This window comes from Burkholderia sp. MSMB1835, from assembly GCF_001526365.1.
Taxonomy (GTDB): Bacteria; Pseudomonadota; Gammaproteobacteria; order Burkholderiales; family Burkholderiaceae; genus Burkholderia.
Genome location: NZ_LOYP01000031.1, coordinates 84,749 through 106,746, shown reverse-complemented (window position 1 = coordinate 106,746; position 21,998 = coordinate 84,749). Strand labels below are relative to the sequence as shown.

Annotated in this window: 22 protein-coding genes; 11 read left to right on the top strand and 11 right to left on the bottom strand. The window is 66.6% G+C overall.

Annotated features, from left to right (window positions below):
- Positions 1 to 23: 23 nt before the first annotated feature.
- Both WS96_RS13760 and cysS read right to left on the bottom strand, forming a co-directional pair.
- On the bottom strand, positions 24 to 851 hold the full coding sequence (locus WS96_RS13760) for a DNA-3-methyladenine glycosylase family protein (protein WP_059833187.1): 828 nt from the start codon (positions 849 to 851) through the stop codon (positions 24 to 26).
- Positions 852 to 894: 43 nt separating this feature from the next.
- A complete protein-coding gene (gene cysS, locus WS96_RS13755; protein WP_059833185.1) occupies positions 895 to 2,292 on the bottom strand; it encodes a cysteine--tRNA ligase in 1,398 nt (465 codons plus the stop codon).
- 234 nt (positions 2,293 to 2,526) lie between these two features.
- Between cysS and WS96_RS13750 the strand changes: the two genes are divergently transcribed.
- The 4 genes from WS96_RS13750 (at position 2,527) to WS96_RS13735 (ending at position 5,272) form a co-directional block, all read left to right on the top strand.
- Positions 2,527 to 3,249 (top strand): tetratricopeptide repeat protein, encoded by a 723-nt coding sequence (locus tag WS96_RS13750; RefSeq protein ID WP_060259468.1) that lies wholly within the window; start codon positions 2,527 to 2,529, stop codon positions 3,247 to 3,249.
- Between the two features lie 40 nt (positions 3,250 to 3,289).
- Positions 3,290 to 3,865 (top strand): peptidylprolyl isomerase, encoded by a 576-nt coding sequence (locus WS96_RS13745; protein ID WP_059505814.1) that lies wholly within the window; start codon positions 3,290 to 3,292, stop codon positions 3,863 to 3,865.
- 88 nt (positions 3,866 to 3,953) lie between these two features.
- Positions 3,954 to 4,445, top strand: coding sequence for a peptidylprolyl isomerase (locus WS96_RS13740; RefSeq protein WP_006483987.1), 492 nt, complete (start codon positions 3,954 to 3,956; stop codon positions 4,443 to 4,445).
- A gap of 26 nt (positions 4,446 to 4,471) precedes the next feature.
- On the top strand, positions 4,472 to 5,272 hold the full coding sequence (locus WS96_RS13735; protein WP_034207717.1) for a UDP-2,3-diacylglucosamine diphosphatase: 801 nt from the start codon (positions 4,472 to 4,474) through the stop codon (positions 5,270 to 5,272).
- Positions 5,273 to 5,320: 48 nt separating this feature from the next.
- Here the strand turns inward: WS96_RS13735 and cysE are convergent, their stop codons facing one another.
- Together cysE and WS96_RS13725 are read right to left on the bottom strand one after the other, a co-directional pair.
- A complete protein-coding gene (gene cysE / locus WS96_RS13730) occupies positions 5,321 to 6,094 on the bottom strand; it encodes a serine O-acetyltransferase (protein WP_034207718.1) in 774 nt (257 codons plus the stop codon).
- A 307-nt stretch (positions 6,095 to 6,401) separates the two neighbouring features.
- Entirely contained in the window at positions 6,402 to 7,226 is an 825-nt protein-coding gene (locus WS96_RS13725; protein ID WP_059833183.1) for an RNA methyltransferase, read from the bottom strand.
- Between the two features lie 280 nt (positions 7,227 to 7,506).
- Here WS96_RS13725 and WS96_RS13720 point away from each other — a divergent pair, with 280 nt between their 5' ends.
- Positions 7,507 to 8,310, top strand: a complete 804-nt coding sequence (locus tag WS96_RS13720; RefSeq protein ID WP_059608913.1) for an inositol monophosphatase family protein — start codon at positions 7,507 to 7,509, stop codon at positions 8,308 to 8,310.
- A 292-nt stretch (positions 8,311 to 8,602) separates the two neighbouring features.
- Positions 8,603 to 10,225, top strand: coding sequence for an NAD(P)/FAD-dependent oxidoreductase (locus tag WS96_RS13715; RefSeq protein ID WP_034207721.1), 1,623 nt, complete (start codon positions 8,603 to 8,605; stop codon positions 10,223 to 10,225).
- 117 nt (positions 10,226 to 10,342) lie between these two features.
- On the opposite strand, the gene WS96_RS13710 is transcribed toward WS96_RS13715, so the two are convergent.
- Positions 10,343 to 10,978 (bottom strand): methyltransferase family protein, encoded by a 636-nt coding sequence (locus WS96_RS13710; RefSeq protein ID WP_059833180.1) that lies wholly within the window; start codon positions 10,976 to 10,978, stop codon positions 10,343 to 10,345.
- A gap of 462 nt (positions 10,979 to 11,440) precedes the next feature.
- Positions 11,441 to 11,767: an EthD family reductase gene (locus WS96_RS13705; protein WP_059833210.1), complete on the bottom strand. Its 327-nt coding sequence runs from the start codon at positions 11,765 to 11,767 to the stop codon at positions 11,441 to 11,443.
- Positions 11,768 to 12,150: 383 nt separating this feature from the next.
- Here WS96_RS13705 and WS96_RS13700 point away from each other — a divergent pair, with 383 nt between their 5' ends.
- From WS96_RS13700 to WS96_RS13690, 3 genes are all read left to right on the top strand, one after another.
- Positions 12,151 to 12,642, top strand: coding sequence for a hypothetical protein (locus WS96_RS13700; protein WP_059833178.1), 492 nt, complete (start codon positions 12,151 to 12,153; stop codon positions 12,640 to 12,642).
- 117 nt (positions 12,643 to 12,759) lie between these two features.
- A complete protein-coding gene (gene mutS / locus WS96_RS13695) occupies positions 12,760 to 15,417 on the top strand; it encodes a DNA mismatch repair protein MutS (protein WP_059833177.1) in 2,658 nt (885 codons plus the stop codon).
- On the top strand, positions 15,398 to 16,669 hold the full coding sequence (locus WS96_RS13690) for a hypothetical protein (protein ID WP_059833174.1): 1,272 nt from the start codon (positions 15,398 to 15,400) through the stop codon (positions 16,667 to 16,669). The genes mutS and WS96_RS13690 overlap by 20 nt, the downstream gene beginning before the upstream one ends.
- Here WS96_RS13690 and WS96_RS13685 read toward each other — a convergent pair.
- The gene (locus tag WS96_RS13685) at positions 16,649 to 17,191 is read right to left on the bottom strand and encodes an FKBP-type peptidyl-prolyl cis-trans isomerase (protein WP_034207726.1); all 543 of its coding nucleotides are present in this window, start codon (positions 17,189 to 17,191) and stop codon (positions 16,649 to 16,651) included. The genes WS96_RS13690 and WS96_RS13685 overlap by 21 nt on opposite strands.
- Before the next feature lie 32 nt (positions 17,192 to 17,223).
- Here WS96_RS13685 and WS96_RS13680 point away from each other — a divergent pair, with 32 nt between their 5' ends.
- The gene (locus WS96_RS13680; RefSeq protein ID WP_059833172.1) at positions 17,224 to 18,444 is read left to right on the top strand and encodes a cupin domain-containing protein; all 1,221 of its coding nucleotides are present in this window, start codon (positions 17,224 to 17,226) and stop codon (positions 18,442 to 18,444) included.
- Positions 18,445 to 18,500: 56 nt separating this feature from the next.
- The gene (locus WS96_RS34890) at positions 18,501 to 18,746 is read left to right on the top strand and encodes a hypothetical protein (protein WP_011657350.1); all 246 of its coding nucleotides are present in this window, start codon (positions 18,501 to 18,503) and stop codon (positions 18,744 to 18,746) included.
- On the opposite strand, the gene WS96_RS34045 is transcribed toward WS96_RS34890, so the two are convergent.
- The 4 genes from WS96_RS34045 to dapA form a co-directional block, all read right to left on the bottom strand.
- Positions 18,747 to 18,950 (bottom strand): hypothetical protein, encoded by a 204-nt coding sequence (locus WS96_RS34045; RefSeq protein WP_006487056.1) that lies wholly within the window; start codon positions 18,948 to 18,950, stop codon positions 18,747 to 18,749.
- Positions 18,951 to 19,053: 103 nt separating this feature from the next.
- Positions 19,054 to 19,830: an MBL fold metallo-hydrolase gene (locus WS96_RS13675; RefSeq protein WP_034207728.1), complete on the bottom strand. Its 777-nt coding sequence runs from the start codon at positions 19,828 to 19,830 to the stop codon at positions 19,054 to 19,056.
- A 4-nt stretch (positions 19,831 to 19,834) separates the two neighbouring features.
- Positions 19,835 to 20,980 (bottom strand): outer membrane protein assembly factor BamC, encoded by a 1,146-nt coding sequence (bamC, locus tag WS96_RS13670; RefSeq protein WP_059833170.1) that lies wholly within the window; start codon positions 20,978 to 20,980, stop codon positions 19,835 to 19,837.
- A 111-nt stretch (positions 20,981 to 21,091) separates the two neighbouring features.
- Positions 21,092 to 21,997: a 4-hydroxy-tetrahydrodipicolinate synthase gene (dapA, locus tag WS96_RS13665; protein ID WP_034207730.1), complete on the bottom strand. Its 906-nt coding sequence runs from the start codon at positions 21,995 to 21,997 to the stop codon at positions 21,092 to 21,094.
- Between the last annotated feature and the right edge of the window lies 1 nt (position 21,998).

The following is a 21,998-nucleotide window of genomic DNA, read 5'->3' as shown; positions in this document are numbered from 1 at the left end:
GTTTAAAACCCGATAGCCGGCGCTCAGGCGTCGGCGTCGGGCGCATCGAGGCTGCGCCACATGTACCAGGTCGCGACGGTGCGCCACGGTTCCCAGTTGGCCGCGACCTCGCGCGCCTCGCTGCGCGTGACGGGTTCCCCGCTGAAGTAATTGACGCTGATCGCACGGATCAGGCCCGGGTCGTCGAGCGGCAGCACGTCCGGCCGCGACAGGTTGAAGATCAGGAACATCTCGGCCGTCCAGCGGCTGATGCCGCGGATCTGCGTGAGTTCCGCGATCACGTCCTCGTCGTCCATCGACGTCCATTTGTCGACGTGCAGCGCCCCCGACACGAAATGCTGCGCGAGATCGAGGATGTATTCCGTCTTGCGCTTCGACAACCCGCACGCGATCAGCTTGTCCGCGCCGAGCCGGATCACCGGTTGCGGCGCGAGTTTCGGACAGGCGTCCTCGATGCGCGCCCACAGCGACTGGGCGGACGGCACCGAAATCTGCTGGCCGACGACCGAGCGCGCGAGCGTGACGAACGGGTCGCCGCGCTTCACGAGATGCGCGGGGCCGAACTTCGGAATCAGCTTCTTCAGGATCCGGTCGCGCTTGACGAGGTCCGCGCACGCCTTGTCCCAATAGGCAGGACGCACGACGACCTCCTCGCCGTCCGCTTCGGACGCCCGTGTCTTGCGGGTCGTGTCGGCGGCCGGCGGCGCGGCCGCGGGCTGCGCATGACCGTTCAGCGCGCCGTTCGGCACGGCGCGCGTCGCGTCCGCCTTCGTCGCCGGTACGCGCTTGGCTGCCGGACGCGCGGCGACCGGGGTCGCGCGCCTGACCGGCGCTTTTCTGGCCGTTGCCATCTTGCCTCCTACCTGACGGATCGGTCAGTGGAACGCGCCGCGCTCATACGCGACGCCATTCGGTCGATCCGCCCGGTTTGTCTTCAAGTGCGATGCCGGCGTCGAGCAATTCCGCCCGGATCCGGTCCGCTTCGGCATAGTCCTTCGCTTGCTTCGCCGCGACGCGCGCGGCGATCTTCGCTTCGATCTCGTCGGCAGCGAGCCCGCCCGCCTGTGCGGCGCCCGACGCCTGCTGCAGGAACGCGCGCGGTTCGCGGCCCAGCAGGCCGAGCAGGCCCGCCAGCTGTTTCAGTTGCCGCGCGAGCGACGCATCGCGCGTGCGGTTGACTTCGCCCGCCAGCTCGAACAGCGTCGCCACCGCGACCGGCGTGTTGAAATCGTCGTTCATCGCGGCCGCGAAACGCTGCGCGTGCGGCTCGTTCCAGTCGAGCGCGAGCGTATCGGCGTCGACGTCCTTCAGCGCGGTGTACAGACGCGTGAGCGACGCGCGCGCATCGTCGAGGTGCACGTCGCTGTAATTGAGCGGCGAACGGTAGTGCGTGCGCACGATGAAGAAGCGCATGACTTCCGCGTCGTAACGCTCGAGCACTTCGCGGATCGTGAAGAAGTTGCCGAGCGATTTCGACATCTTCTCGTTGTCGACCTGCACGAAGCCGTTGTGCATCCAGTAATTGACGAACGTCTCGCCGGTCGCGCCTTCGCTCTGCGCGATCTCGTTCTCGTGGTGCGGGAATTGCAGATCCTGCCCGCCGCCGTGGATGTCGAAGTGATTGCCGAGCAGCGTGCAGCCCATCGCCGAGCACTCGATGTGCCAGCCCGGGCGCCCCATCCCGTACTTCGACGCCCACGACGCGCCTTCCGGATCTTCCGGCTTCGCGCGCTTCCACAGCACGAAGTCGAGCGGATCTTCCTTCGCGTCGTTCGCGGCGACGCGCTCGCCCGCGCGCAGATCGTCGAGCGACTTGCCCGACAGCTTCCCGTAGTTCGTGAACTTGCGCACCGAGTAATTGACGTCGCCGTCGGTCGCCTGGTACGCGTAGCCGTTCGTCTCGAGCGTCTCGATCATGCCGAGCATCTGCGGGATGAACTGCGTCGCGCGCGGCTCGATGTCGGGCCGCTGGATGCCGAGCGCGGCTTCGTCCTCGTGCATCGCGCCGATGAAGCGATCGGTCAGCGACTTGATCGTCTCGCCGTTCTCGACCGCGCGGCGGATGATCTTGTCGTCGATGTCGGTGATGTTGCGCACATACGTGACCCGATAGCCGATCGCACGCAACCAGCGCTGGACGAGGTCGAACACGACCAGCATGCGCGCGTGGCCCACGTGACAATAGTCGTAGACGGTGATCCCGCATACGTACATCCGCACTTCGCCGGACTGGCGCGGCACGAAAACTTGCTTGTCACGCGCGAGCGTGTTGTAGATGCGCAGTGATTCCATAGAGATGAACCGTGAGCCGAAGGAAACCGCCCTGGCGAAGCTCGCCCAGCATGTGAAACGGACGGACCATCTGCCGCGGCGCCAGGCCGCGCGTCCTCGATATCACATGGGGCGGTCAGGCTGCAAGCACAGCGGTGACGGCCACGAGAGGCTAAGAAAGACTGTCTGACGCTCGCCGGAACGCTCAGACGTTTTGTTAGAATGGCTCGGAGTATAACATTCCGATTTACGCCTATGAAACCTCATCGCGGCCGCGCGCCGAGCGCTGCGACCCTCGTTGCGACCACCGTCATGGGCGTCGCGCTGACGCTTTTCGCGGCTCCCGCGGCGCATGCGCAAAAGGCCCCGGCGGTCGCCGACGGCACCCCCGAAATCGACGCGTCGATCGCCGGCAAGCAGTGGAAGCAGGCGCTCGCGCAGCTCGACGCACGCATCGCATCGAACCCGCACGACGTGCAGGCGCAGTTCAAGCGCGGCACCGTGCTGGCCCGCCTGAACCGCGACGACGACGCGATCCAGCAGTTCGTCGCGATCACGCAGGCGTACCCCGAACTGCCCGAGCCGTACAACAATCTCGCGGCGCTCTACGCGAAGCACGGCCGCTACGACGAAGCGCGCACCGCGCTCGTCACCGCGACGCAATCGAACCCGAGCTACTCGCTCGCGTACGAGAACCTCGGCGATCTGTACCTGCGGCTCGCGGCCGAATCGTACAAGCGCGCGCAATCGCTCGGCCGCACGAGCGGCGCGACCGCGCAGCGCCTCGCCGATCTCCAGAAGATCGTGTCGCCGTCGAAAGCCGCGCCGAACGCCCGCGCGACGACGCCGACCACGCGCGACTACACCGATCGCGCCGCCGCGAACGTGAGCACCACCACGCTGCCGATGTCGCCGACGTTCCAGTTCAGCGGTCCGTCGGGCGCCCTGGCGGCGCCGTACGTCGCGCCGTCGAAATAAGCGGCGCGGCCTTCCTTCCCCTCCCAACCTGAGGATCGCAATGAAACGTCTGTTGCTGGCGCTTGGCGGCGCCGCCCTTCTCGCGACCGCACCCGCGTTCGCGCAAACGGCCACCGCGCACCCCGTCGTGCAGCTGAAGACCTCGCAGGGCGACATCCGCGTCGAGCTCTATCCGGAGAAAGCGCCGAAATCCGTCGCCAACTTCCTCGATTACGTGAAGTCCGGCCAGTACAACGGCACGATCTTCCATCGCGTGATCAAGGGCTTCATGATCCAGGGCGGCGGCTACAAGACCAACTTCGAGGAGAAGCCGACCCGCGCGCCGATCCCGCTGGAGAGCCGCAATGGTCTGAAGAACCTGACGGGCACGATCGCGATGGCGCGCACCAGCGACCCGAATTCGGCCACCGCGCAGTTCTTCATCAATACGGTCGACAACAGCGGCCTCGACTACCCGAACCCGGACGGCAACGGCTATGCGGTGTTCGGCAAGGTCGTGTCGGGTCTCGACGTCGTGAAGAAGATCGAAGGCGTGGCGACGACCTCGCGCGGCCCGATGCAGGACGTACCGGCCCAGCCGATCGTGATCGAATCCGCGAGCATCGTCTCGAAGTAAGCACCTGCCGGCACGTCCGGCGCCTCACGCGGCCGCGTCGCACGACCGGCCGCGTGCCATTTAAACCGCCTCACCGAAGGAATTCATCATGGTTGAACTGCATACGAACCACGGCGTGATCAAGCTCGAACTCGACGCCGCGAAGGCACCGAAGACGGTCGAGAACTTCCTGAACTACGTGAAGAAGGGCCATTACGACGGCACCGTGTTCCATCGCGTGATCAACGGCTTCATGATCCAGGGCGGCGGCTTCGAGCCGGGCCTGAAGCAGAAGCCGACCGACGCGCCGATCGACAACGAAGCGAACAACGGCCTGAAGAACGACAACTACACGATCGCGATGGCGCGCACGAACGATCCGCATTCGGCGACCGCCCAGTTCTTCATCAACGTGAACGACAACGACTTCCTGAACCACTCGTCGCCGACGCCGCAGGGCTGGGGCTACGCGGTGTTCGGCAAGGTCGTCGAAGGCCAGGACGTGGTCGACAAGATCAAGGGCGTCAAGACGGGCAACGCCGGCTTCCATCAGGACGTGCCGACCGACGACGTCGTGATCGAAAAGGCCGTGGTGGTCTGACGCGCAGTCGTTACGGAGGCACTTCGATGTTGCAGGAGAGTCCGCCGCGAAGCGTCTCCGCGGGCGTGCCGGGCGAGCGCGAATACGCGCAAGCCGCACGCCCGTTCCTGTTTCTCTCCGATCTGCACCTGAGCGAAGCGATTCCGAAGACGGTCGCCGCGTTCGAGCATTTCGTGAGATACACCGCCGACAGCGCCGATTCGGTGTTCATCCTCGGCGACCTGTTCGAATACTGGATCGGCGACGACATCCTCGACGACGATCCGTTCGCGGCCCGCATGGCCGCGCTGATGCACACGTTCTCGGAACGCGGCATCGCGCTCTACGTGATGCACGGCAACCGCGATTTCCTGCTCGGCCGGCGCTTCATGAAGGCCGCCGGCGCGATGCTGCTGCCCGATCCTTCGCTGATCGTCGCGTTCGGCCAGCGCATCGTGCTCGCGCACGGCGACGCGCAATGCACGGCCGACCGCGGCTACCAGATGTTCCGTCGCTTCGCGCGCAACCGCGTCGCGCAATGGCTGTTTCTCGCGTGGCCGTTCCGGTGGCGCCGCGCGCTCGCGCAACGCATGCGCTCGACCAGCGAAGCGGGCCGCATGCGCCCCGCTTCGGCCCTCTACGACGTCACGCGGGAAGGCGTGGCCGCGCTGTTCCGGAAAAGCCGCGCGAGCGTGATCATTCACGGTCACACGCACCGCCCCGCGCGCCACGCGGAACCGGGCGGAATCCGCTGGGTGCTGCCCGACTGGGATCTCGATCACGGCACGCCGCGCGGCGGCTACCTGCGCGTCGATGCGGAAGGCATCCACGCGATGCCGCTCGACTGAGGCCGCCGCTGCCGCGCCGACAGCCGCCGTCGGCGCCCTTCCCGTTCGTTACATCTGGCGTTCGACCGTCCTGCCTTCCAGCACCGCGGACAGCCTGCGCAGGTCGAGGCCCGCCGCGTCGGCGCCCTGCAGCGTTTCCAGATGCGTGCCGAGCCGCTCGAGCGCCGCGACGATCTCGTCGACGCGGCGGCTTTCCTTCGCCGCGTGATCGATCAGCCCGTGAATCGCGAGCGACATCGGATCGTCGGCGTTCGGCGTGATCCCGTATGCGCAAAATGCCGCGCGCTCGGGTTGCGGCTTCGGCTGCGCCGGCATCACGATGCGCGCCGGATTGCCGACCGCCGTACCGCCCGCCGGCACCGGCTTGACGACCACCGCGTTCGAGCCGATCTTCGCGCCCGCGCCGACCGTGAATCCGCCGAGCACCTTCGCGCCCGCGCCGACGATCACGCCGGCCTCGAGCGTCGGGTGGCGTTTCGCGCCGCGCGTGAGCGACGTGCCGCCCAGCGTCACGCCCTGATAGATCGTGCAGTCGTCGCCGACGATCGCCGTCTCGCCGATCACGACGCCCATGCCGTGATCGATGAACACGCGCCGGCCGATCGTCGCGCCGGGATGGATCTCGATCCCGGTCAGGAACCGGCCGGCCTGCGACGCGAATCGCGCGAGCCAGTAGCGTTTCGCGCGCCAGCATGCATGCGCGAAACGGTGCAGCACGAGCGCATGCAGCCCCGGATAACAGGTCAGCACTTCCCACGCACTGCGAGCGGCGGGATCCCGCTCGCGAATCGTTGCAATGTCTTCGCGCAGTCTCGTGAACATGATGTGATCAGGGAAAAGGCCGGCGCGCATCGCCGGCAATGCCGGCCTTATCGCGCCGGGTCATTTGCTTATGACGTCCGGCGATTGTAGGGCCAGTTGCGACGGGCCGCACGCGGCCGCGCGTTCACCCCGCCGCCGGCACGGGTATTCGGCCGGGACGCTTGCTGCGGCGGGGTTTCCGCGGAGGGGTCGATCGGGAGAAACAGCGGGTTCGGCGTGGCCGGTCGGTCGCTGCATGGCCTGTTCGGCCACGCGCCGCATTCGCCGGCGAACGCCCCTCGCGCGTGGCAATCGGAGCGCCGGCCCCTTATGCGTCGCCGCCCGGCTTGCCCGATTTCAGCAGGATGTGCTTCGCGACGCCGCGCAGGATGTTGACCTCCTCGCGCTCGAGGCCCGTGCGCGCGAACAGGCGCCGCAGCCGCGGCATCAGCTTCTTCGGATTGCGCGGATCGAGGAAGTCGAGCGCGATCAGTGCGTTCTCGAGGTGCACGTACATCCGCTCGATTTCGTCGCTCTGCGCGAGCGTGCCGGCTTCGGCCTGCGGCTGCGCCGACGGCTCGCTCGCCTGCTCGAGAAACGCGACGCGCAACTCGTATGCGAGCACCTGCACGGCCTGCGCGAGATTCAGCGAACTGTAGGCCGGGTTGGCCGGAATGTGCGCGAGCGCGCTGCACTGCTCGACATGCTCGTTCGCGAGGCCGGTGCGCTCGTTGCCGAACACGAGCGCGATGTCGCCCGTGCCGACCTGCGCGCTCGCCTGCGTGGCGGCCGCGCGCGGCGCGAGGCGCGGCGGCCCGTATTCGCGCGTACGCGCGGTCAGCGCGATCGACCAGTGAACGCCGGACAGCGCTTCACCGAGCGTCGGCACGACGTGCGCGGACGCCAGGACGTCGTCCGCGCCGCTGGCCATCGCGATCGCCTCGGGGTCGCGCTGCACGTGCGGCACGCGCGGCGCGACCAGCACGAGGCGCGAGAAGCCCATCGTCTTCAGCGCGCGGGCGGCCGCCCCGACGTTGCCGGGATGGCTCGGCTCGACGAGCACGAAACGGGTGGACGTGAAGCCGCCGGACGGCGGCGAGGACGAGGCCGCGCCCGATTCGGACGGCGCGGCGGGGTTCTGCGAGGTTTCCACTACGATACGACTCGGTTCATCAGAATGGCCGTATGGTATCGCCATCCCTCCCGCAAACCCACTCGTCCGGACGGCCAGTGGGGTTTCCCCGCATGCCGGTCGCCTGAAAGCGCCGAAAATCGGGTAAAATCATGCCTTTACGCGTTGCGCTCCGCGCAGCGCGGGTCGTACCCCGCTCTTTGTCAATTCGCGTCTCACCTCGCCCCGGCACGCTTGCGCCGTTCCGGGCGGTTGTCCCACTTCGTGGCGGCCCGTGCCGCCGGCTACAGGATCCAGGCTCATGCATCCCATGCTCAATATTGCTGTCAAGGCTGCGCGCCGCGCCGGGCAGATCATCAATCGCGCGTCCCTCGATCTCGACCTGATCGAGATCCGCAAGAAGCAACAGAACGACTTCGTCACCGAAGTGGACAAGGCCGCCGAAGACGCGATCATCGAGACGCTGAAGACCGCCTACCCCGACCACGCGATCCTCGCGGAGGAATCGGGCGAATCGGAGAACGAATCCGAATTCAAGTGGATCATCGATCCGCTCGACGGCACGACCAACTTCATCCACGGCTTCCCGTACTACTGCGTGTCGATCGCGCTCGAGCACAAGGGCGTCGTCACGCAGGCCGTCGTCTACGATCCGAACAAGAACGACCTGTTCACGGCCACCCGCGGCCGCGGCGCGTACCTGAACGACCGCCGCATCCGCGTCGGCCGCCGCGACCGCCTGTCGGACGCGCTGGTCGGCACGGGCTTCCCGTTCCGCGAGAAGGACGGCCTCGACGCCTACGCGCGCCTCTTCACCGAGATGACGCAGGCCTGCACGGGCCTGCGCCGCCCGGGCGCGGCGGCGCTCGACCTCGCGAACGTCGCGGCCGGCCGCCTCGACGCGTTCTTCGAGCAAGGCATCAACGTGTGGGACATGGCGGCGGGCAGCCTGCTGATCACCGAGGCCGGCGGCCTCGTCGGCAACTACACGGGCGACGCCGATTTCCTGCATCGCCACGAGATCGTCGCCGCGAACCCGAAGATCTACGCGCAGATGATCCCGATCCTGAACCGCTACAGCCGCGTGCATCCGGCAGCGGAATGAGCCCGGGCCGCGCCCGCATGGCGCGGCTTTCGCGCAAACCGCTCGCGCGGCATCGTCACGATGGCGCGCCGATCGCCCCAAGTGCGGGACAATCTTCCGTGCACACGGGTCGCTTCGTGCGCCTATCCTGAAGTTGCTCGCGTGGCCCGTGCGGGTCGGCGTACCGCTCCTCCGGCAACGACAGCGCATGGTTTGCGTCCGGCATGCCCGCACGGCGAACGACGCCGCCGGCGTGCCGGCCCCGCCTGTATCAACACCGCCACGGCGCCGTGGCAATCGCATCCGAGTCCCCATGTTACGGCTAAGCGAAATCAAACTCCCTCTCGACCACCCCGACAGCGCGCTCGAGGCCGCGATTCGCGCGCGCCTCGCGGAGCTCGGCGTGGCGGCAGACGGGCTGCTCCGTTACACCGTGTTCCGCCGCGCGCACGACGCACGCAAGCGCGCCGACATCAAGCTCACGTACATCGTCGATGTCGAAGTCGCCGACGAGGCGGCCGCGCTCAAGCGCATCGCCGGCAAGCCGCATTGCGGCGTGACGCCCGACATGACATACCACTTCGTCACGAAGGCGCCCGAGCACGCCGACTTCCTGCGCCCGGTCGTCATCGGCATGGGGCCGTGCGGGCTGTTCGCGGGGCTGATCCTCGCGCAGATGGGCTTCCGTCCCATCATTCTCGAACGCGGCAAGGCCGTGCGCGAGCGCACCAAGGACACCTTCGGCCTGTGGCGCAAGAGCGTGCTCAATCCCGAATCCAACGTGCAGTTCGGCGAAGGCGGCGCGGGGACGTTTTCCGACGGCAAGCTGTACAGCCAGATCAAGGATCCGAACCACTATGGCCGCAAGGTGCTGGACGAATTCGTCAAGGCCGGCGCACCCGAGGACATCCTGTATCTGAGCCGGCCGCACATCGGCACGTTCCGACTCGTCAGCATGGTGGAAAAAATGCGCGCGTCGATCCACGAACTCGGCGGCGAAGTGCGTTTCGAAACCCGCGTCGACGACATCGACATCGACCAGGGCAAGGTGCGCGCGCTCAAGCTGTCGAACGGGGAAACGCTGCGGTGCGACCGCGTGGTGCTGGCCGTGGGCCACAGCGCGCGCGACACGTTCCAGATGCTGCACGACCGCGGCGTCTACATCGAAGCCAAGCCTTTCTCGCTGGGTTTTCGCATCGAACATCCGCAGGGGCTGATCGATCGCAGCCGCTTCGGCAAGTTCGCGGGCCACAAGCAGCTCGGCGCGGCCGACTACAAGGTGGTCCACCACGCAAGCAACGGGCGCGCCGTCTACAGCTTCTGCATGTGCCCGGGCGGCACGGTGGTCGCCGCGACCTCGGAGCCCGGCCGCGTGGTCACCAACGGGATGAGCCAGTATTCCCGCGCCGAGCGCAATGCGAACGCGGGCATCGTCGTCGGCATCACGCCGGACGACTATCCGGGCGGCCCGCTCGCCGGCATCGCGTTTCAGCGCAAATGGGAAGAACGCGCATTCGAACTCGGCGGCGGCGATTACCGCGCGCCGGGTCAACTGGTCGGCGATTTCATCGCGGGCCGGCCGTCGACGTCGCTGGGCACCGTGGAGCCGTCGTACAAGCCCGGCGTGAATCCGACCGATCTCAGCACCGCACTGCCGGACTACGCGATCGAAGCGATCCGCGAAGCGCTGCCCGAGATCGACAAGAAGATCGCCGGCTTCGCGATGCACGATGCCGTGCTCACCGGCGTGGAAACGCGCACGTCGTCGCCGATCCGGATTCGGCGCAAGGACGACTACCAGAGCTTGAACGTCGAAGGCCTGTATCCGGCCGGCGAAGGCGCCGGCTATGCGGGCGGCATCTATTCGGCAGCGATCGACGGGATCGAGGTCGCGCAGGCGGTGGCGCTCAGCCTGACGTCGGCGCACGCGTCCTGATCTGCAATACGGGGCCGGCGCGCGAAGGTCCGTGACCCGAGCGCGCCGGCTTTCGCGTGTCCGCCGCGCCCATGCGCGCGATCGGCGCCCGGCCGTTGCGCGCTTTCGGCGTTCCCGTCAGAACACGCCTGGAATCAACCGGTACCGCACCTTCGTCTTGTACGCACGATAATCCGCGTCTTCCGACAACACCCGCTCCTCCATGACGATTCGCGCGATCTGCAGCAGCATCCAGATGCCGATCGTGAGCAGGTTTCGGGTACTGAAATTCGCAAGCAGGAAGCCGATTTCGGACAACAGGTAACCGGCATAGATCGGATGACGCATGAACCGGTACGCCCCGGTCGAAACGACCCCGCGATTCGCAGGCAGCAGACCGAACGAGCGCCCCAGCGACAGCTTCGCGAACAGTTGCCACGCAATCCCGGAAATTTGCCAGACGCCCCCTGCCCATTCCGGAATCAATTGCGTACTGGCGTTCAGCTGATAGGCAAGGCAGTAGAACGAACCGCCCAGCGCCACGGTCACCGCGACGGGATGCCAGTCGCGCCGCTTCGGCAGTTTCGCGAAAGCCGACATTCCGACGGTCAGTCCCGCGGAAACCAGCAGCAGGATCAGCGTGATCCGGCTCGGGTTCAATCGCCACTGCACATAAATCAGATAAGCGAATGCGCCCAGCACGGTCACTGAAGACACGCGAGCGCCGAGCTCGATCGGATCGATCCGCTCCGACTTGCCCGCGACCGCGGTCATGGGCGACACCGGCGTACTTTGCGCGCACGCTCCCCCGACATCCTGTACGGCCTGCTTCATGTTCGTGCCCCGTTAATCTATTGTATTTTTATATATCGACGTTTCAGCGTAGCACGCCGATCTCGTCGACACGGGCCCAAGTTTCGGTTTTGCGACGCGAATCGGTGTAAGTCCCGAGCGTATCGGCCAGTAGAAAGACGGATGGGCCGGATGACGCAGTCTGCCAAACGTTTCGCAGGTCATGGCGTTTCCGGACGGATCCGATTCTCCCCGCTCGCCCCAATGCGTTGGCTTGCATCCCCGACGAAATGAGGGCCGGTCAAGGCGACGTACCGGCACCGGTGGCCATGACGGAAACCGGACATCGGCATCGCAGGGCGAGATTCGACGCCGCGGCGCGCGGCGTGGCCGGGCTACGTACGTCGCGCGTGCATGCAGTGCCTGGCGATACCTGGACCTGGGTCAGGTTTCCGAACGCTCCACGACTACTTCGCTGATCTGCAGCACGGGGGGTATATCCGTGTAATTGGCAATGTCGGCCATGATCTCCTGTGCATGCGGATCGCGGGCTGCCTGGAAAGCTTCGAAGGAAGTACAGACGAAGTCGCACTTGGCCACGTACACGGGATCCATGCCCGGAGCGCCACCGGCGATTCCCTTGTCCACCGTGTAGTACAGGCATGCGGCGCCGAGGCGCTGTTTCACCATTGGCATATGCCGCTCGCGATAGTAAGCATGATCGAATCGCGCGCCTGCGGCGTACGGGTACATGACACTGACTTTAATCATCGGGTTCTCCTGTTGCTCCAAGGTAATCGACGCGGCGGTGCCCGCGAGACGAAATCGAGTCGCCGATACAGAGCGTAGGAAAGTCTTTCGGAATCGGCGCACGCATTCTTTCGATTGTAGGCACCGGTGAACCCGTCTTGCCAGTTTGGTGGCGCGGGGTATCCAGCGATGCGGGAGCAGTCCGGCGACGTCGGACGCTTTGCCTTGTGGGTTGGCACTCGAGTGGGCACGTCTGTCACATGGCAGCCGATCGCCATCGCCGACAACCGACCGAATGGCGAACTGCGAGCGGTCCCGTTTGGACCGCTGGTAAACTCGTGCAGTCGAAAGCAACTTTCCCGGTCATATGAGCGCTCGGCTCTGACCTATCCGCCCCCACTATCATGCTCACCGCCTTCGAACTCGCTGGTTTTATTGCGGCGCACGCCGTCTGGTGTGTCTCCGACGCAGATGGCCTTGTCCCTATCGCGGCATTTCAGACCGACGACGGTCAGCGGAAAATCGAGCGGCTGGTGTTCGACGATGCAGCCGAGGCAGTCGCGCAAGGTCGAAAGCGTCTCGACAGCGATCCGCCCAATGCAACCGATGGCGTGCTGGCGTACGACGGCCGGCTCGCGACTCCCGATGGCAAAAAGCTCGATGCGATCGTTCTGGAAGCGCGGTCCTACGCTTTCCCGTCGGCAAGGGCAGCCATTGCGGTCGCATACACACCGAAGAGCACCGGCGACTTCCGCGTACACAAACCCAAACTCGTCTTGTGGGACAAGTGTGGCGACTTCGACATGCGCGCCGCCATCGAGTCGTTCTTCAAAGGCGTTGCCTCGCACGAGCGGGGCGCGAAGGTCTGGAACGACGCGCTGGACGACAGCAAGTAGGCATCGCCCGCTGCCGCTCGCCATCGCCTGCACCTGGCCAAACGGCGAACTTCGCGCGTGGACGTCGAAGCCACTGGTAAACTCGGGCAACCCAAGCAACAACTTCATGCCTGACCTATGACCACGCTGTCGCCCGAGGCCTTTGCCGGCCATACCCCGATGATGCAGCAGTACCTGCGCATCAAGGCCGATCATCCGGACACGCTCGTCTTCTACCGGATGGGCGACTTCTACGAGCTGTTCTTCGAGGATGCGGAAAAAGCGGCACGCCTGCTCGACCTGACCCTCACGCAGCGCGGCGCGTCGGCCGGCACGCCGATCAAGATGGCCGGCGTCCCGCATCACGCGGTCGAACAGTATCTCGCGAAGCTCGTGAAGATGGGCGAATCGGTCGCGATCTGCGAGCAGATCGGCGATCCGGCCACGTCGAAGGGCCCGGTCGAGCGCAAGGTCGTACGCGTCGTCACACCCGGCACGCTGACCGATGCCGCGCTGCTGTCCGACAAGAACGACGTCTACCTGCTCGCGATGTGCACCGGCCACAACAAGCGCGGCGTCGCGGTCAATATCGGCCTCGCGTGGCTGAACCTCGCGAGCGGCGCATTGCGGCTCGCCGAAATCGAGCCCGAGCAGCTTGCCGCCGCGCTCGAACGCATCCGGCCGGCCGAAATCCTGACGCCGGACGGTGCAACCGACGCCATTCCCGCCGGCGCGGGCGCAAGCAAGCGCGTGCCGGCCTGGCACTTCGACATCGCGTCGGGCACGCAGCGCCTGTGCGACCAGCTCGACGTCGCGAGCCTCGACGGTTTCGGCGCGCATTCGCTGACGAGCGCGTGCGGCGCGGCCGGCGCGCTGCTGCTCTACGCAGCGGCCACGCAAGGCCAGCAACTGCGGCACGTGCGCAGCCTGAAGGTCGAGAACGAAACCGAATACATCGGCCTCGATCCGGCCACGCGCCGCAACCTCGAACTGACCGAGACGCTGCGCGGCACCGAGTCGCCCACGCTGTATTCGCTGCTCGATACCTGCTGCACGACGATGGGCAGCCGCCTGCTGCGCCACTGGCTGCATCACCCGCCGCGCGCGTCGGTTGCCGCGCAGTCGCGCCAACAGGCGATCGGCGCGCTGCTCGATGCACCGGCCAACGCGAGCCTCGATGCGTTGCGCAGCGCGCTGCGCCAGATCGCCGACGTCGAACGGATCACCGGGCGTCTCGCGCTGCTGTCGGCGCGCCCGCGCGACCTGTCGAGCCTGCGCGATACGTTCGCCGCGCTGCCGGCGCTGCGTGAGCGCATCGGCGCGATCGTCGCGAACGCGGATGCGCTCGCGCGCGTCGACGCGGCGCTCGCGCCGCCCGCCGAATGCCTCGACCTGCTGACGAGCGCGATCGCAACCGAGCCGGCCGCGATGGTGCGCGACGGCGGCGTGATCGCGCGCGGCTACGATGCCGAGCTCGACGAGCTGCGCGACATTTCGGAGAACTGCGGGCAGTTCCTGATCGATCTCGAAGCGCGCGAGCGCGCGCGCACCGGCATCGCGAACCTGCGCGTCGAATACAACAAGGTGCACGGCTTCTACATCGAGGTCACGCGCGGCCAGACCGACAAGGTGCCCGACGATTACCGCCGCCGCCAGACGCTGAAGAACGCCGAGCGCTACATCACGCCGGAACTGAAGACCTTCGAGGACAAGGCGCTGTCCGCGCAGGAGCGCGCGTTGGCGCGCGAGCGCGCGCTGTACGACTCGGTGTTGCAGGCGCTGCTGCCGTTCATCCCCGAGTGCCAGCGCGTCGCATCGGCCCTCGCCGAACTCGACCTGCTGGCCGCGTTCGCCGAACGTGCGCGCGCGCTCGACTGGGTCGCGCCCACCTTCACCGACGAGATCGGTATCGAAATCGAGCAGGGTCGCCATCCGGTCGTCGAAGCGCAGGTCGAGCAGTTCATCGCGAACGACTGCCGGTTCGGCGCCGAGCGCAAGCTGCTGCTGATCACCGGGCCGAACATGGGCGGTAAGTCCACGTTCATGCGGCAGACCGCGCTGATCGCGCTGATGGCGTACGTCGGCAGCTACGTGCCGGCGAAATCGGCGTGCTTCGGCCCGATCGACCGAATCTTCACGCGCATCGGCGCGGCCGACGATCTCGCGGGCGGCCGCTCGACGTTCATGGTCGAGATGACCGAAGCCGCGGCGATCCTCAACGACGCGACGCCGCAAAGCCTCGTGCTGATGGACGAGATCGGCCGCGGCACGTCGACCTTCGACGGCCTCGCGCTCGCATGGGCCATCGCGCGCCACCTGCTGGCGCACAACGCGTGCTACACGCTGTTCGCGACGCATTACTTCGAGCTGACGCAACTGCCGGCCGAATTCCCGCAGGCGGCCAACGTCCATCTGTCGGCCGTCGAACACGGCCACGGGATCGTATTCCTGCATGCGGTCAACGAAGGCCCGGCGAACCAGAGCTACGGCCTTCAGGTCGCGCAGCTCGCGGGCGTCCCGGCGCCCGTGATCCGCGCCGCGCGCAAGCACCTCGCGTATCTCGAACAGCAGTCGGCATCCCAGCACACGCCGCAACTCGATCTCTTCAGCGCGCCGCCGGCAGCCATCGACGATCTCGAATGCGCGGACGCGCCGGCGCTGCCCGACGCGCCGCATCCGGCGCTCGAAAAGCTGCGCGACATCGATCCCGACGATCTCAAGCCGCGCGAGGCGCTCGACCTGCTGTACGAACTGCGCACGCTGGTCCGGTCGCACGATGCCGACGGGCACGCGTAAGCGCATTCCGCGGGGCCTGCCGGCCCGCGCTGCCGCCGCGCTCGCCGCGACACTGCTTGCGCTGGCGCAGGCCGGCGCGCTGGCCGCGCCGCCCAAGCGCAGCGCCGCACCCTACTCGTTCGCGGTGGTGTCGGGCGTCATCAACGGGCCGGCGGACGAACCGGCCGCGCAGCGGCTGCTCGATGCGGTCGCACGCGAGCGCAATCTCGCGTTCGTGGTCTACGCGGGCGATCTCAAAGGCCCGAAGGAAGCATGCCGCGATACGCTGTATTCGCAGCGCGGCGCGATCCTGGATTCGGCGCGCGTGCCGCTCGTGTTCATTCCCGGCCACGACGACTGGATCGCGTGCAACACCGCGGCCGGCGGCGGCTACGATCCGGTCGAGCGGCTCGATTTCCTGCGACAGACGCTGCTCGCCGACTCGGCGCTGCCCGACCCCGGTGCGCTGCCGATCACGCGGGAGAGCGAAGTCGCACGGTTTCGGCCCTATCGCGAGAACGCACGCTGGATGCGCGACGACATCGTCTACGTCGCACTCAATGCGCCCGCGCCGAACAACCATTATTTGACGGCGGGCGGCCGCAACGGCGAATTCGAGGACCGCATCATCGCGAACGGCTTCTGGGTCGACCATGCCGCCGAATATGCGAAGCGGCGCGAAGCCCGCGCGATGGTCGTGATTTTCGAGGGCGATCCGCAGTTCGAACGCTACGAACGCTCGGAGCGCTTCGCGTGGCTGCGTTTCAACCGGCCGCGCGTGCGCGACGGCTTCCGTGAACTGAAACGAACGCTGGTGAAGGCGGCGGCGACGTTCCGCGGCCCGATACTGGTGATGCACGCGAGCGGCGAACCGCTGGCGAACGGCTTTCTGATCGACCGTCCGCTGCATGCCGACGACGGTGAGCTGGTAGGAAACGTGACGCGCGTCGCGATCGGACCGCGCCATCCGGCGAATCAGTGGGTCAAGGTGACCGTCTCGCCGGCGCGGCAGACGATCTTCAACGTGAGCCTGCGGGAGGTGCCGAAGAACCTGCCGGTGCCGCCCACGCTGCCGCTCGTGCCGCACGACGACGTGCCGCTGCCGCAGATGCCGGAAATCCCCGCACTGCCGGCGCTGCCCGACGCGTCGTCGGTCGCGCCGCCGTTGCAGGGCGACGGCGCCGCACCGGGCGGCGCATCGTGGCCGGCACCGCCCGCCGCATCAGGGCCGGCGCCGGGCCTGCCGGCAAGCTCAGTGCAGCGTACGCCCTGACGGCGCTTCGCCGTCCTCGTCGTCATCCTCGTCGACGATCTCGAGCCCTTCCGCGCCATGCGCGTGCTCGTGCTCGATTTCGTCTTCGGTGGCTTCGCGAACGTCCTTCACGGTCAGCGCGAAACGCAGCGCCATGCCCGCCAGCGGGTGATTGCCGTCGAGCACGACCTTGTCTTCGGCGATATCGGTGACCGTATAGATCAGCGAGTCGACTTCCTCGTCGGCGTCTTCCGGCGTGCCTTCGAACTGCATGCCCACTTCGAGCGGTTCGGGAAAACGATCGCGCGGCTCGATCTTCACGAGCTCGGGATCGTAGTCGCCGAACGCGTCCTCCGGCTCGAGCTGGATCTGCGCCTGGTAGCCCGCCTCGTGCCCGTCGAGCTGTTCCTCGATCTTGGGGAACGTGCCATCATAGCCGCCGTGCAGATAGACCATCGGCTCGTCGCTTTCCTCGATCAGATTGCCCTGTGCGTCCGACAGCTTGTAAGTGACCGATACGACGGTGTTTTTTGCGATTTTCATCCAATTCTCCCAAGTACAAGTCCCATTATACGATGCGCAACCGGTCTCAAGCCGAACCGCGGGATGCCGCTGCCGCCCCGCTCGGCGCGCCGCCCTCCGATCTTCCCACGCCACTGCTCGGCGGCCTCACGCCGGCGCAATTCATGCGCGGCTACTGGCAAAAAAAACCGCTGCTGATCCGCCAGGCCATTCCCGGCGTCGCGTCGCCGATCACGCGCGACGCATTGTTCGAGCTCGCCGCCGACTATGACGCGGAATCGCGATTGATCACCCATTTTCGTAACAAGTGGCAACTGGCGCACGGCCCGTTCGAGCCCGACTCGCTGCCTGCGGTCACGCGCAAATCCTGGACCTTGCTTGTGCAGGGGCTCGATCTGCACGTCGACGCGGCCCGCGCGTTGCTCGACCGCTTCCGCTTCATCCCCGACGCGCGGCTCGACGACCTGATGATCTCGTATGCGACGGACGGCGGCGGCGTCGGCCCGCACTTCGATTCATATGACGTATTCCTGCTGCAGGTCGAAGGCCGGCGTCGCTGGCGGGTCGGCGCGCAGAAGGATCTGTCGCTGCAGCCGGACGTGCCGCTGAAGATTCTCGAGAACTTCGAGCCGAGCGACGAATGGGTGCTGGAGCCCGGTGACATGCTGTACCTGCCGCCGCACATCGCGCACGACGGCGTCGCCGAAGGCGAGTGCATGACCTGCTCGATCGGCTTCCGGGCACCGTCCGCCGGCGAGCTGGGCGCCCAGTTCCTGTACTACCTCGCGGAGCGCGGCGGCCTGCGCGACGCGCGCGGCGACGACCTCTACCGCGATCCGAAGCAGCCGGCCGTCGACGCGCCCGCGCAATTGCCGCCGGCCATGATCGAACGGGTCGCCGAGATCGTCGACGCGATCCGCTGGCGCAAGCGCGACGTCGCCGAATTCCTCGGCTGCTACCTGAGCGAGCCCAAACCGAGCGTCGTTTTCGACCCGCCCGAGCGTCCGCTGTCCGAGGCCGCGTTCGTCACGCAAGCGTCACGCCGCGGCGTGTGTCTCGACAGAAGGGCTGCATTGATGTATAACGCGCGCTCGTACTTCATTAATGGCGAGGAAGGGCCGCTCGAGCAAGCCGATGAATGGCTGCCCGAACTGGCCAATCAACGCCAGATGGAGGCGAAACGGTTTGTAACACTATCCCGGGTTCCGTCGATGACAGCTTTGTTGCACGAGTGGTATCGTGCGGGCTGGATACGGGTCGGAAGCCGGAATTAGTGTGAGTCGCCCCGTATGCCCGTACAGATCAAATTCTGTATGGGAAAGACAACGTATTGACCCCGCATTTGTCGACGGTCGATAGGAAAGTGCATATAATTTCCGCCCAAGCCGTAGGGAAGATTCACGCTCTAGAAGTGCGTCTCCACCAGCGGCCCAGGTCGGTGTTGGAGCACATTACCGGTATTGTTTCGCGCTGTTGCTTACCTTTAACCATAAAAGGACGTGATCATGAAGAAATCCCTCCTCGTAGCTTCCCTGTTGGCTGCTGTTGCACTGGCTGCTTGCAACAAGAGCGCTGATCAAGCTGCTTCGTCGGCTGCAAGCGACGCGGCTGCTGCTGCTTCGTCGGCTGCTTCGGCAGTTGCTGGTGCTGCGAGCGACGCTTCGGCTGCTGCTTCGTCGGCAACGGCTGCTGCGAGCGACGCTGCTGCTGCAGTGGCGTCGGCTGCTTCGGCAGCGACGGCTGCTCCGGCTTCGGGCGCAAGCCAGTAAGCCTTCAGCATCAGCTGAAAAAAAACCGGCCCGAGGGCCGGTTTTTTTACGTCTGCCGCTTTCGAATCGAGCGCCCGGCAGCCGCTTGAAGGTGCCGCAGCAGCCCCTGCCCGCTCACACGAGCATCAGCCAGTCGAAGCCCGCGTCCTGCGAGGCCACGATCACGTCCTCCCCGTCCGTCCCGAGTACACCGCCAAACGCCTGGCGAGCCAGTTCCGGCAGGTTGTTCTGCTGGCTCAGATGGGCCGCGACCAAATGCTGGAGACGGCTGCGTTCGAGCGACGCGAGGATGTCCGCCGCCGCGTCGTTGCTCAGGTGGCCGTGGTTGCCGCCGATCCGCGCCTTCAGCGACTGCGGATAGCGGCTGGCGGCCAGCATCGCGGTATCGTGGTTGGATTCGAGCACCAGCGCGTCACAGCCGCTCAGGACGGCCGTGATGTGCGGGGTGGCCATCCCGACGTCCGTCAGCACGCCGAGCCGGCGGCTTCCGTCCGTGAAGACGAACTGGAGCGGTTCCCGCGCATCGTGGGGGACCGTATAGGGCATCACGGCCAGATCGCGTATCGCGGCCGTCTCGTCGCCCCACAGCACATGGAGATCGACATCGGCCTCGTCCGCGCCGACCGCGCGCGCGGTGCCCCAGCTCATGTAGAGCGGCAGCGACGCACGGCGTGCGAGCGTCAGCGCACTGCCGACGTGGTCGCTGTGTTCATGGGTAATGAGGATCGCATCGAGGTCGGCGATGCAGAGATTCAGTCGGCCGAGCCGGCGCTCGACCTCCTTGGCGGAAAAGCCGCAGTCGAGCAGCACGCGGGTGGTCGTCGTGCCGCTCGTGGCCTCGACGACCAGCGCGTTGCCTTCGCTGCCGCTTCCGAGGCTGGCGAATCGCACGCGCTCAGTTCAGTTGCGCGTGCAGCAGCGAGATGAGCCGCTGCGCGTCCGACGAGTTGTCGACCTGGCCGTCCGCGCCGACCACGGCGACCTGCGTACCGCCATTGCCCTGCGCGCGCACGTTGATCAGATATTCCTTGCCGGGCTTGGCCGCCGACGGGCCGCCGTAGAACAGCTTGCCGAACAGACCGTCACGCTTGAGCTCGTCCATCGAGTTCGCGTAGCGCACGGTGTAGACCCCCTTCTCGCGGTCGCGATTGTCGACCGTGAAGTTGGTCCGGTCGAGCGCCAGGCCCACGCGCAACCACGCGCGGTCGAACGACTCGGCCAGTTGCAGCGTCGCTGCACCGCCGCTCGTGTCGGCGACCTGCGCCGGCGCCGTCGCGGGGCGCGCATCGGTCAGCAACTGCTTCGCCTGCGCGTCGGTCAGGCCGAACTTCTGCATCAGCTTCGACAGGAACACGGCTTCGAGCACCGGGTTGCGCGGACGCTCTTCCCAGCGCGACGACGTGCCGCCCTGCGGGCCGACCATCATTTCTTCCATCGCGCTGTGCGTGATCGAGATGTCGGTGTTGCCGTCCGACGTCCGGTTCACGAGCGTGCGGAAGCGGTCGCGCGTACCCGACGAATAGGCGAAATCGATGACCTTGCCGATCGTGCGACGGAACCAGTCGTCCGGAATGTTCGCGCGGTTCTCGGCCCAGTCGGTGGCCATGATGCCCGTCGACGGCGCATCGGTCTTCAGCGAGAAGCCGTTCTCCTGCCAGAACTCCTTCAGGATCGGCCACAGCTGCTCGGGCGTCCGGCCGTCGACGACGAGCCAGCGGCGATCGCCGTCGCGCTCGATGTGCATGCCGAGCGGATCCTGCGCGCTCGGGATGCCGTCGGTCGCGTTGCCGGCCTGCGTCGTGGCCCGCGGCGGCAGCGTACCGAGCCCGGCATTGGTCGGCGGCGCGACGAACTGCTGCGTCGTCGGCACCGGCTTCAGGTCGCTCGGCACCGCGAGCGGCGGCGCCGAGCCGGTGTTCTTGTAGTTGACCCGGTCAGGGGCCAGGTAGTCGTTCAGCGTATCGCAGCCGGCGAGCGCGCCCAGCGCCAGCGCCATCACCGACAACTGGATGGCACGAGAGGAAAAGGCGAAACGTTTCATGAAATCCTTCGTCTTGCTAGAACGCTCGTCAGGAGCGGCGCCGGACGGAGCCGGCCGGTGCGGGTTGATCAGGGGTCGAGCCGGCGGCCGCAGGACGCGGCCGCCTCGGCATCAGGCGAGAACGCCAGCCTCGACGAGGGCCGAACGCACGGCATCGTGGCAGCGCTCGTCGAGCGCCGTGAGCGGCAGCCGAATGCCGCCCTGCATCTTGCCCATCGCCTGCAGCGCCCACTTCACCGGGATCGGGTTCGCTTCGATGAACAGGTTCTTGTGCAGCGACAGCAGCTTCATGTGCAGCGTACGGGCCGTCTGCACGTCGCCGGCCAGCGCCGCGCGGCACAGCTCGCTCATCGCGCGCGGCGCGACGTTCGCGGTCACCGAGATGTTGCCGTGGCCGCCGAGCAGCATCAGCGCGATCGCGGTCGGATCGTCGCCGCTGTAGATCGCGAAATGCTTCGGCGCGGCCTTGATCAGGTGGGCGGCGCGATCGATGTTGCCGGTCGCTTCCTTCACGCCGATGATGCCCGGCACCTGCGCGAGGCGCAGCGTCGTCTCGTGCGCCATGTCCGCGACCGTCCGGCCCGGCACGTTGTACAGGATCACCGGCAGGTCGACCGCTTCGGCGATCGTCCGGAAGTGGCGGTACATGCCTTCCTGCGTCGGCTTGTTGTAGTACGGCACGACCTGCAGCGTCGCGTCCGCGCCGACCGCCTTCGCGTGCTTCGTCAGCTCGATCGCTTCCGCGGTCGAGTTGCCGCCCGCGCCCGCGATGATCGGGATGCGCTTGCCCGCATGCTCGACCGCCGTGCGGATCATCAGGATGTGCTCTTCGACGTTGAGCGTTGCCGACTCGCCGCTCGTACCGACGACGACGAGTGCATCGGTGCCTTCCGCGATGTGCCAGTCGATCAGTTTGCGAAACGCCGGCAGGTCGAGACTGCCGTCTTCGAGCATCGGGGTGACGATCGCGGGGATGCTGCCGCGGATTTGAATGCCGTCTTGGGTGCCGTTAGCCATG

What these genes read in the sequence shown, in the direction of transcription:
- WS96_RS13690 (WP_059833174.1), top strand. Translation starts at nt 15,398, where the DNA reads ATGCCGACGGGCACGCGTAAGCGCATTCCGCGGGGCCTGCCGGCCCGC.
- WS96_RS34045 (WP_006487056.1), bottom strand. Translation starts at nt 18,950, where the DNA reads ATGCTGAAGGCTTACTGGCTTGCGCCCGAAGCCGGAGCAGCCGTCGCT.
- WS96_RS13745 (WP_059505814.1), top strand. Translation starts at nt 3,290, where the DNA reads ATGAAACGTCTGTTGCTGGCGCTTGGCGGCGCCGCCCTTCTCGCGACC.
- WS96_RS13750 (WP_060259468.1), top strand. Translation starts at nt 2,527, where the DNA reads ATGAAACCTCATCGCGGCCGCGCGCCGAGCGCTGCGACCCTCGTTGCG.
- cysS (WP_059833185.1), bottom strand. Translation starts at nt 2,292, where the DNA reads ATGGAATCACTGCGCATCTACAACACGCTCGCGCGTGACAAGCAAGTT.
- WS96_RS13680 (WP_059833172.1), top strand. Translation starts at nt 17,224, where the DNA reads ATGCGCAACCGGTCTCAAGCCGAACCGCGGGATGCCGCTGCCGCCCCG.
- WS96_RS13740 (WP_006483987.1), top strand. Translation starts at nt 3,954, where the DNA reads ATGGTTGAACTGCATACGAACCACGGCGTGATCAAGCTCGAACTCGAC.
- mutS (WP_059833177.1), top strand. Translation starts at nt 12,760, where the DNA reads ATGACCACGCTGTCGCCCGAGGCCTTTGCCGGCCATACCCCGATGATG.
- WS96_RS13705 (WP_059833210.1), bottom strand. Translation starts at nt 11,767, where the DNA reads ATGATTAAAGTCAGTGTCATGTACCCGTACGCCGCAGGCGCGCGATTC.
- bamC (WP_059833170.1), bottom strand. Translation starts at nt 20,980, where the DNA reads ATGAAACGTTTCGCCTTTTCCTCTCGTGCCATCCAGTTGTCGGTGATG.
- WS96_RS13735 (WP_034207717.1), top strand. Translation starts at nt 4,472, where the DNA reads ATGTTGCAGGAGAGTCCGCCGCGAAGCGTCTCCGCGGGCGTGCCGGGC.
- WS96_RS13715 (WP_034207721.1), top strand. Translation starts at nt 8,603, where the DNA reads ATGTTACGGCTAAGCGAAATCAAACTCCCTCTCGACCACCCCGACAGC.
- WS96_RS13710 (WP_059833180.1), bottom strand. Translation starts at nt 10,978, where the DNA reads ATGACCGCGGTCGCGGGCAAGTCGGAGCGGATCGATCCGATCGAGCTC.
- cysE (WP_034207718.1), bottom strand. Translation starts at nt 6,094, where the DNA reads ATGTTCACGAGACTGCGCGAAGACATTGCAACGATTCGCGAGCGGGAT.
- WS96_RS13760 (WP_059833187.1), bottom strand. Translation starts at nt 851, where the DNA reads ATGGCAACGGCCAGAAAAGCGCCGGTCAGGCGCGCGACCCCGGTCGCC.
- WS96_RS13685 (WP_034207726.1), bottom strand. Translation starts at nt 17,191, where the DNA reads ATGAAAATCGCAAAAAACACCGTCGTATCGGTCACTTACAAGCTGTCG.
- dapA (WP_034207730.1), bottom strand. Translation starts at nt 21,997, where the DNA reads ATGGCTAACGGCACCCAAGACGGCATTCAAATCCGCGGCAGCATCCCC.
- WS96_RS13720 (WP_059608913.1), top strand. Translation starts at nt 7,507, where the DNA reads ATGCATCCCATGCTCAATATTGCTGTCAAGGCTGCGCGCCGCGCCGGG.
- WS96_RS13700 (WP_059833178.1), top strand. Translation starts at nt 12,151, where the DNA reads ATGCTCACCGCCTTCGAACTCGCTGGTTTTATTGCGGCGCACGCCGTC.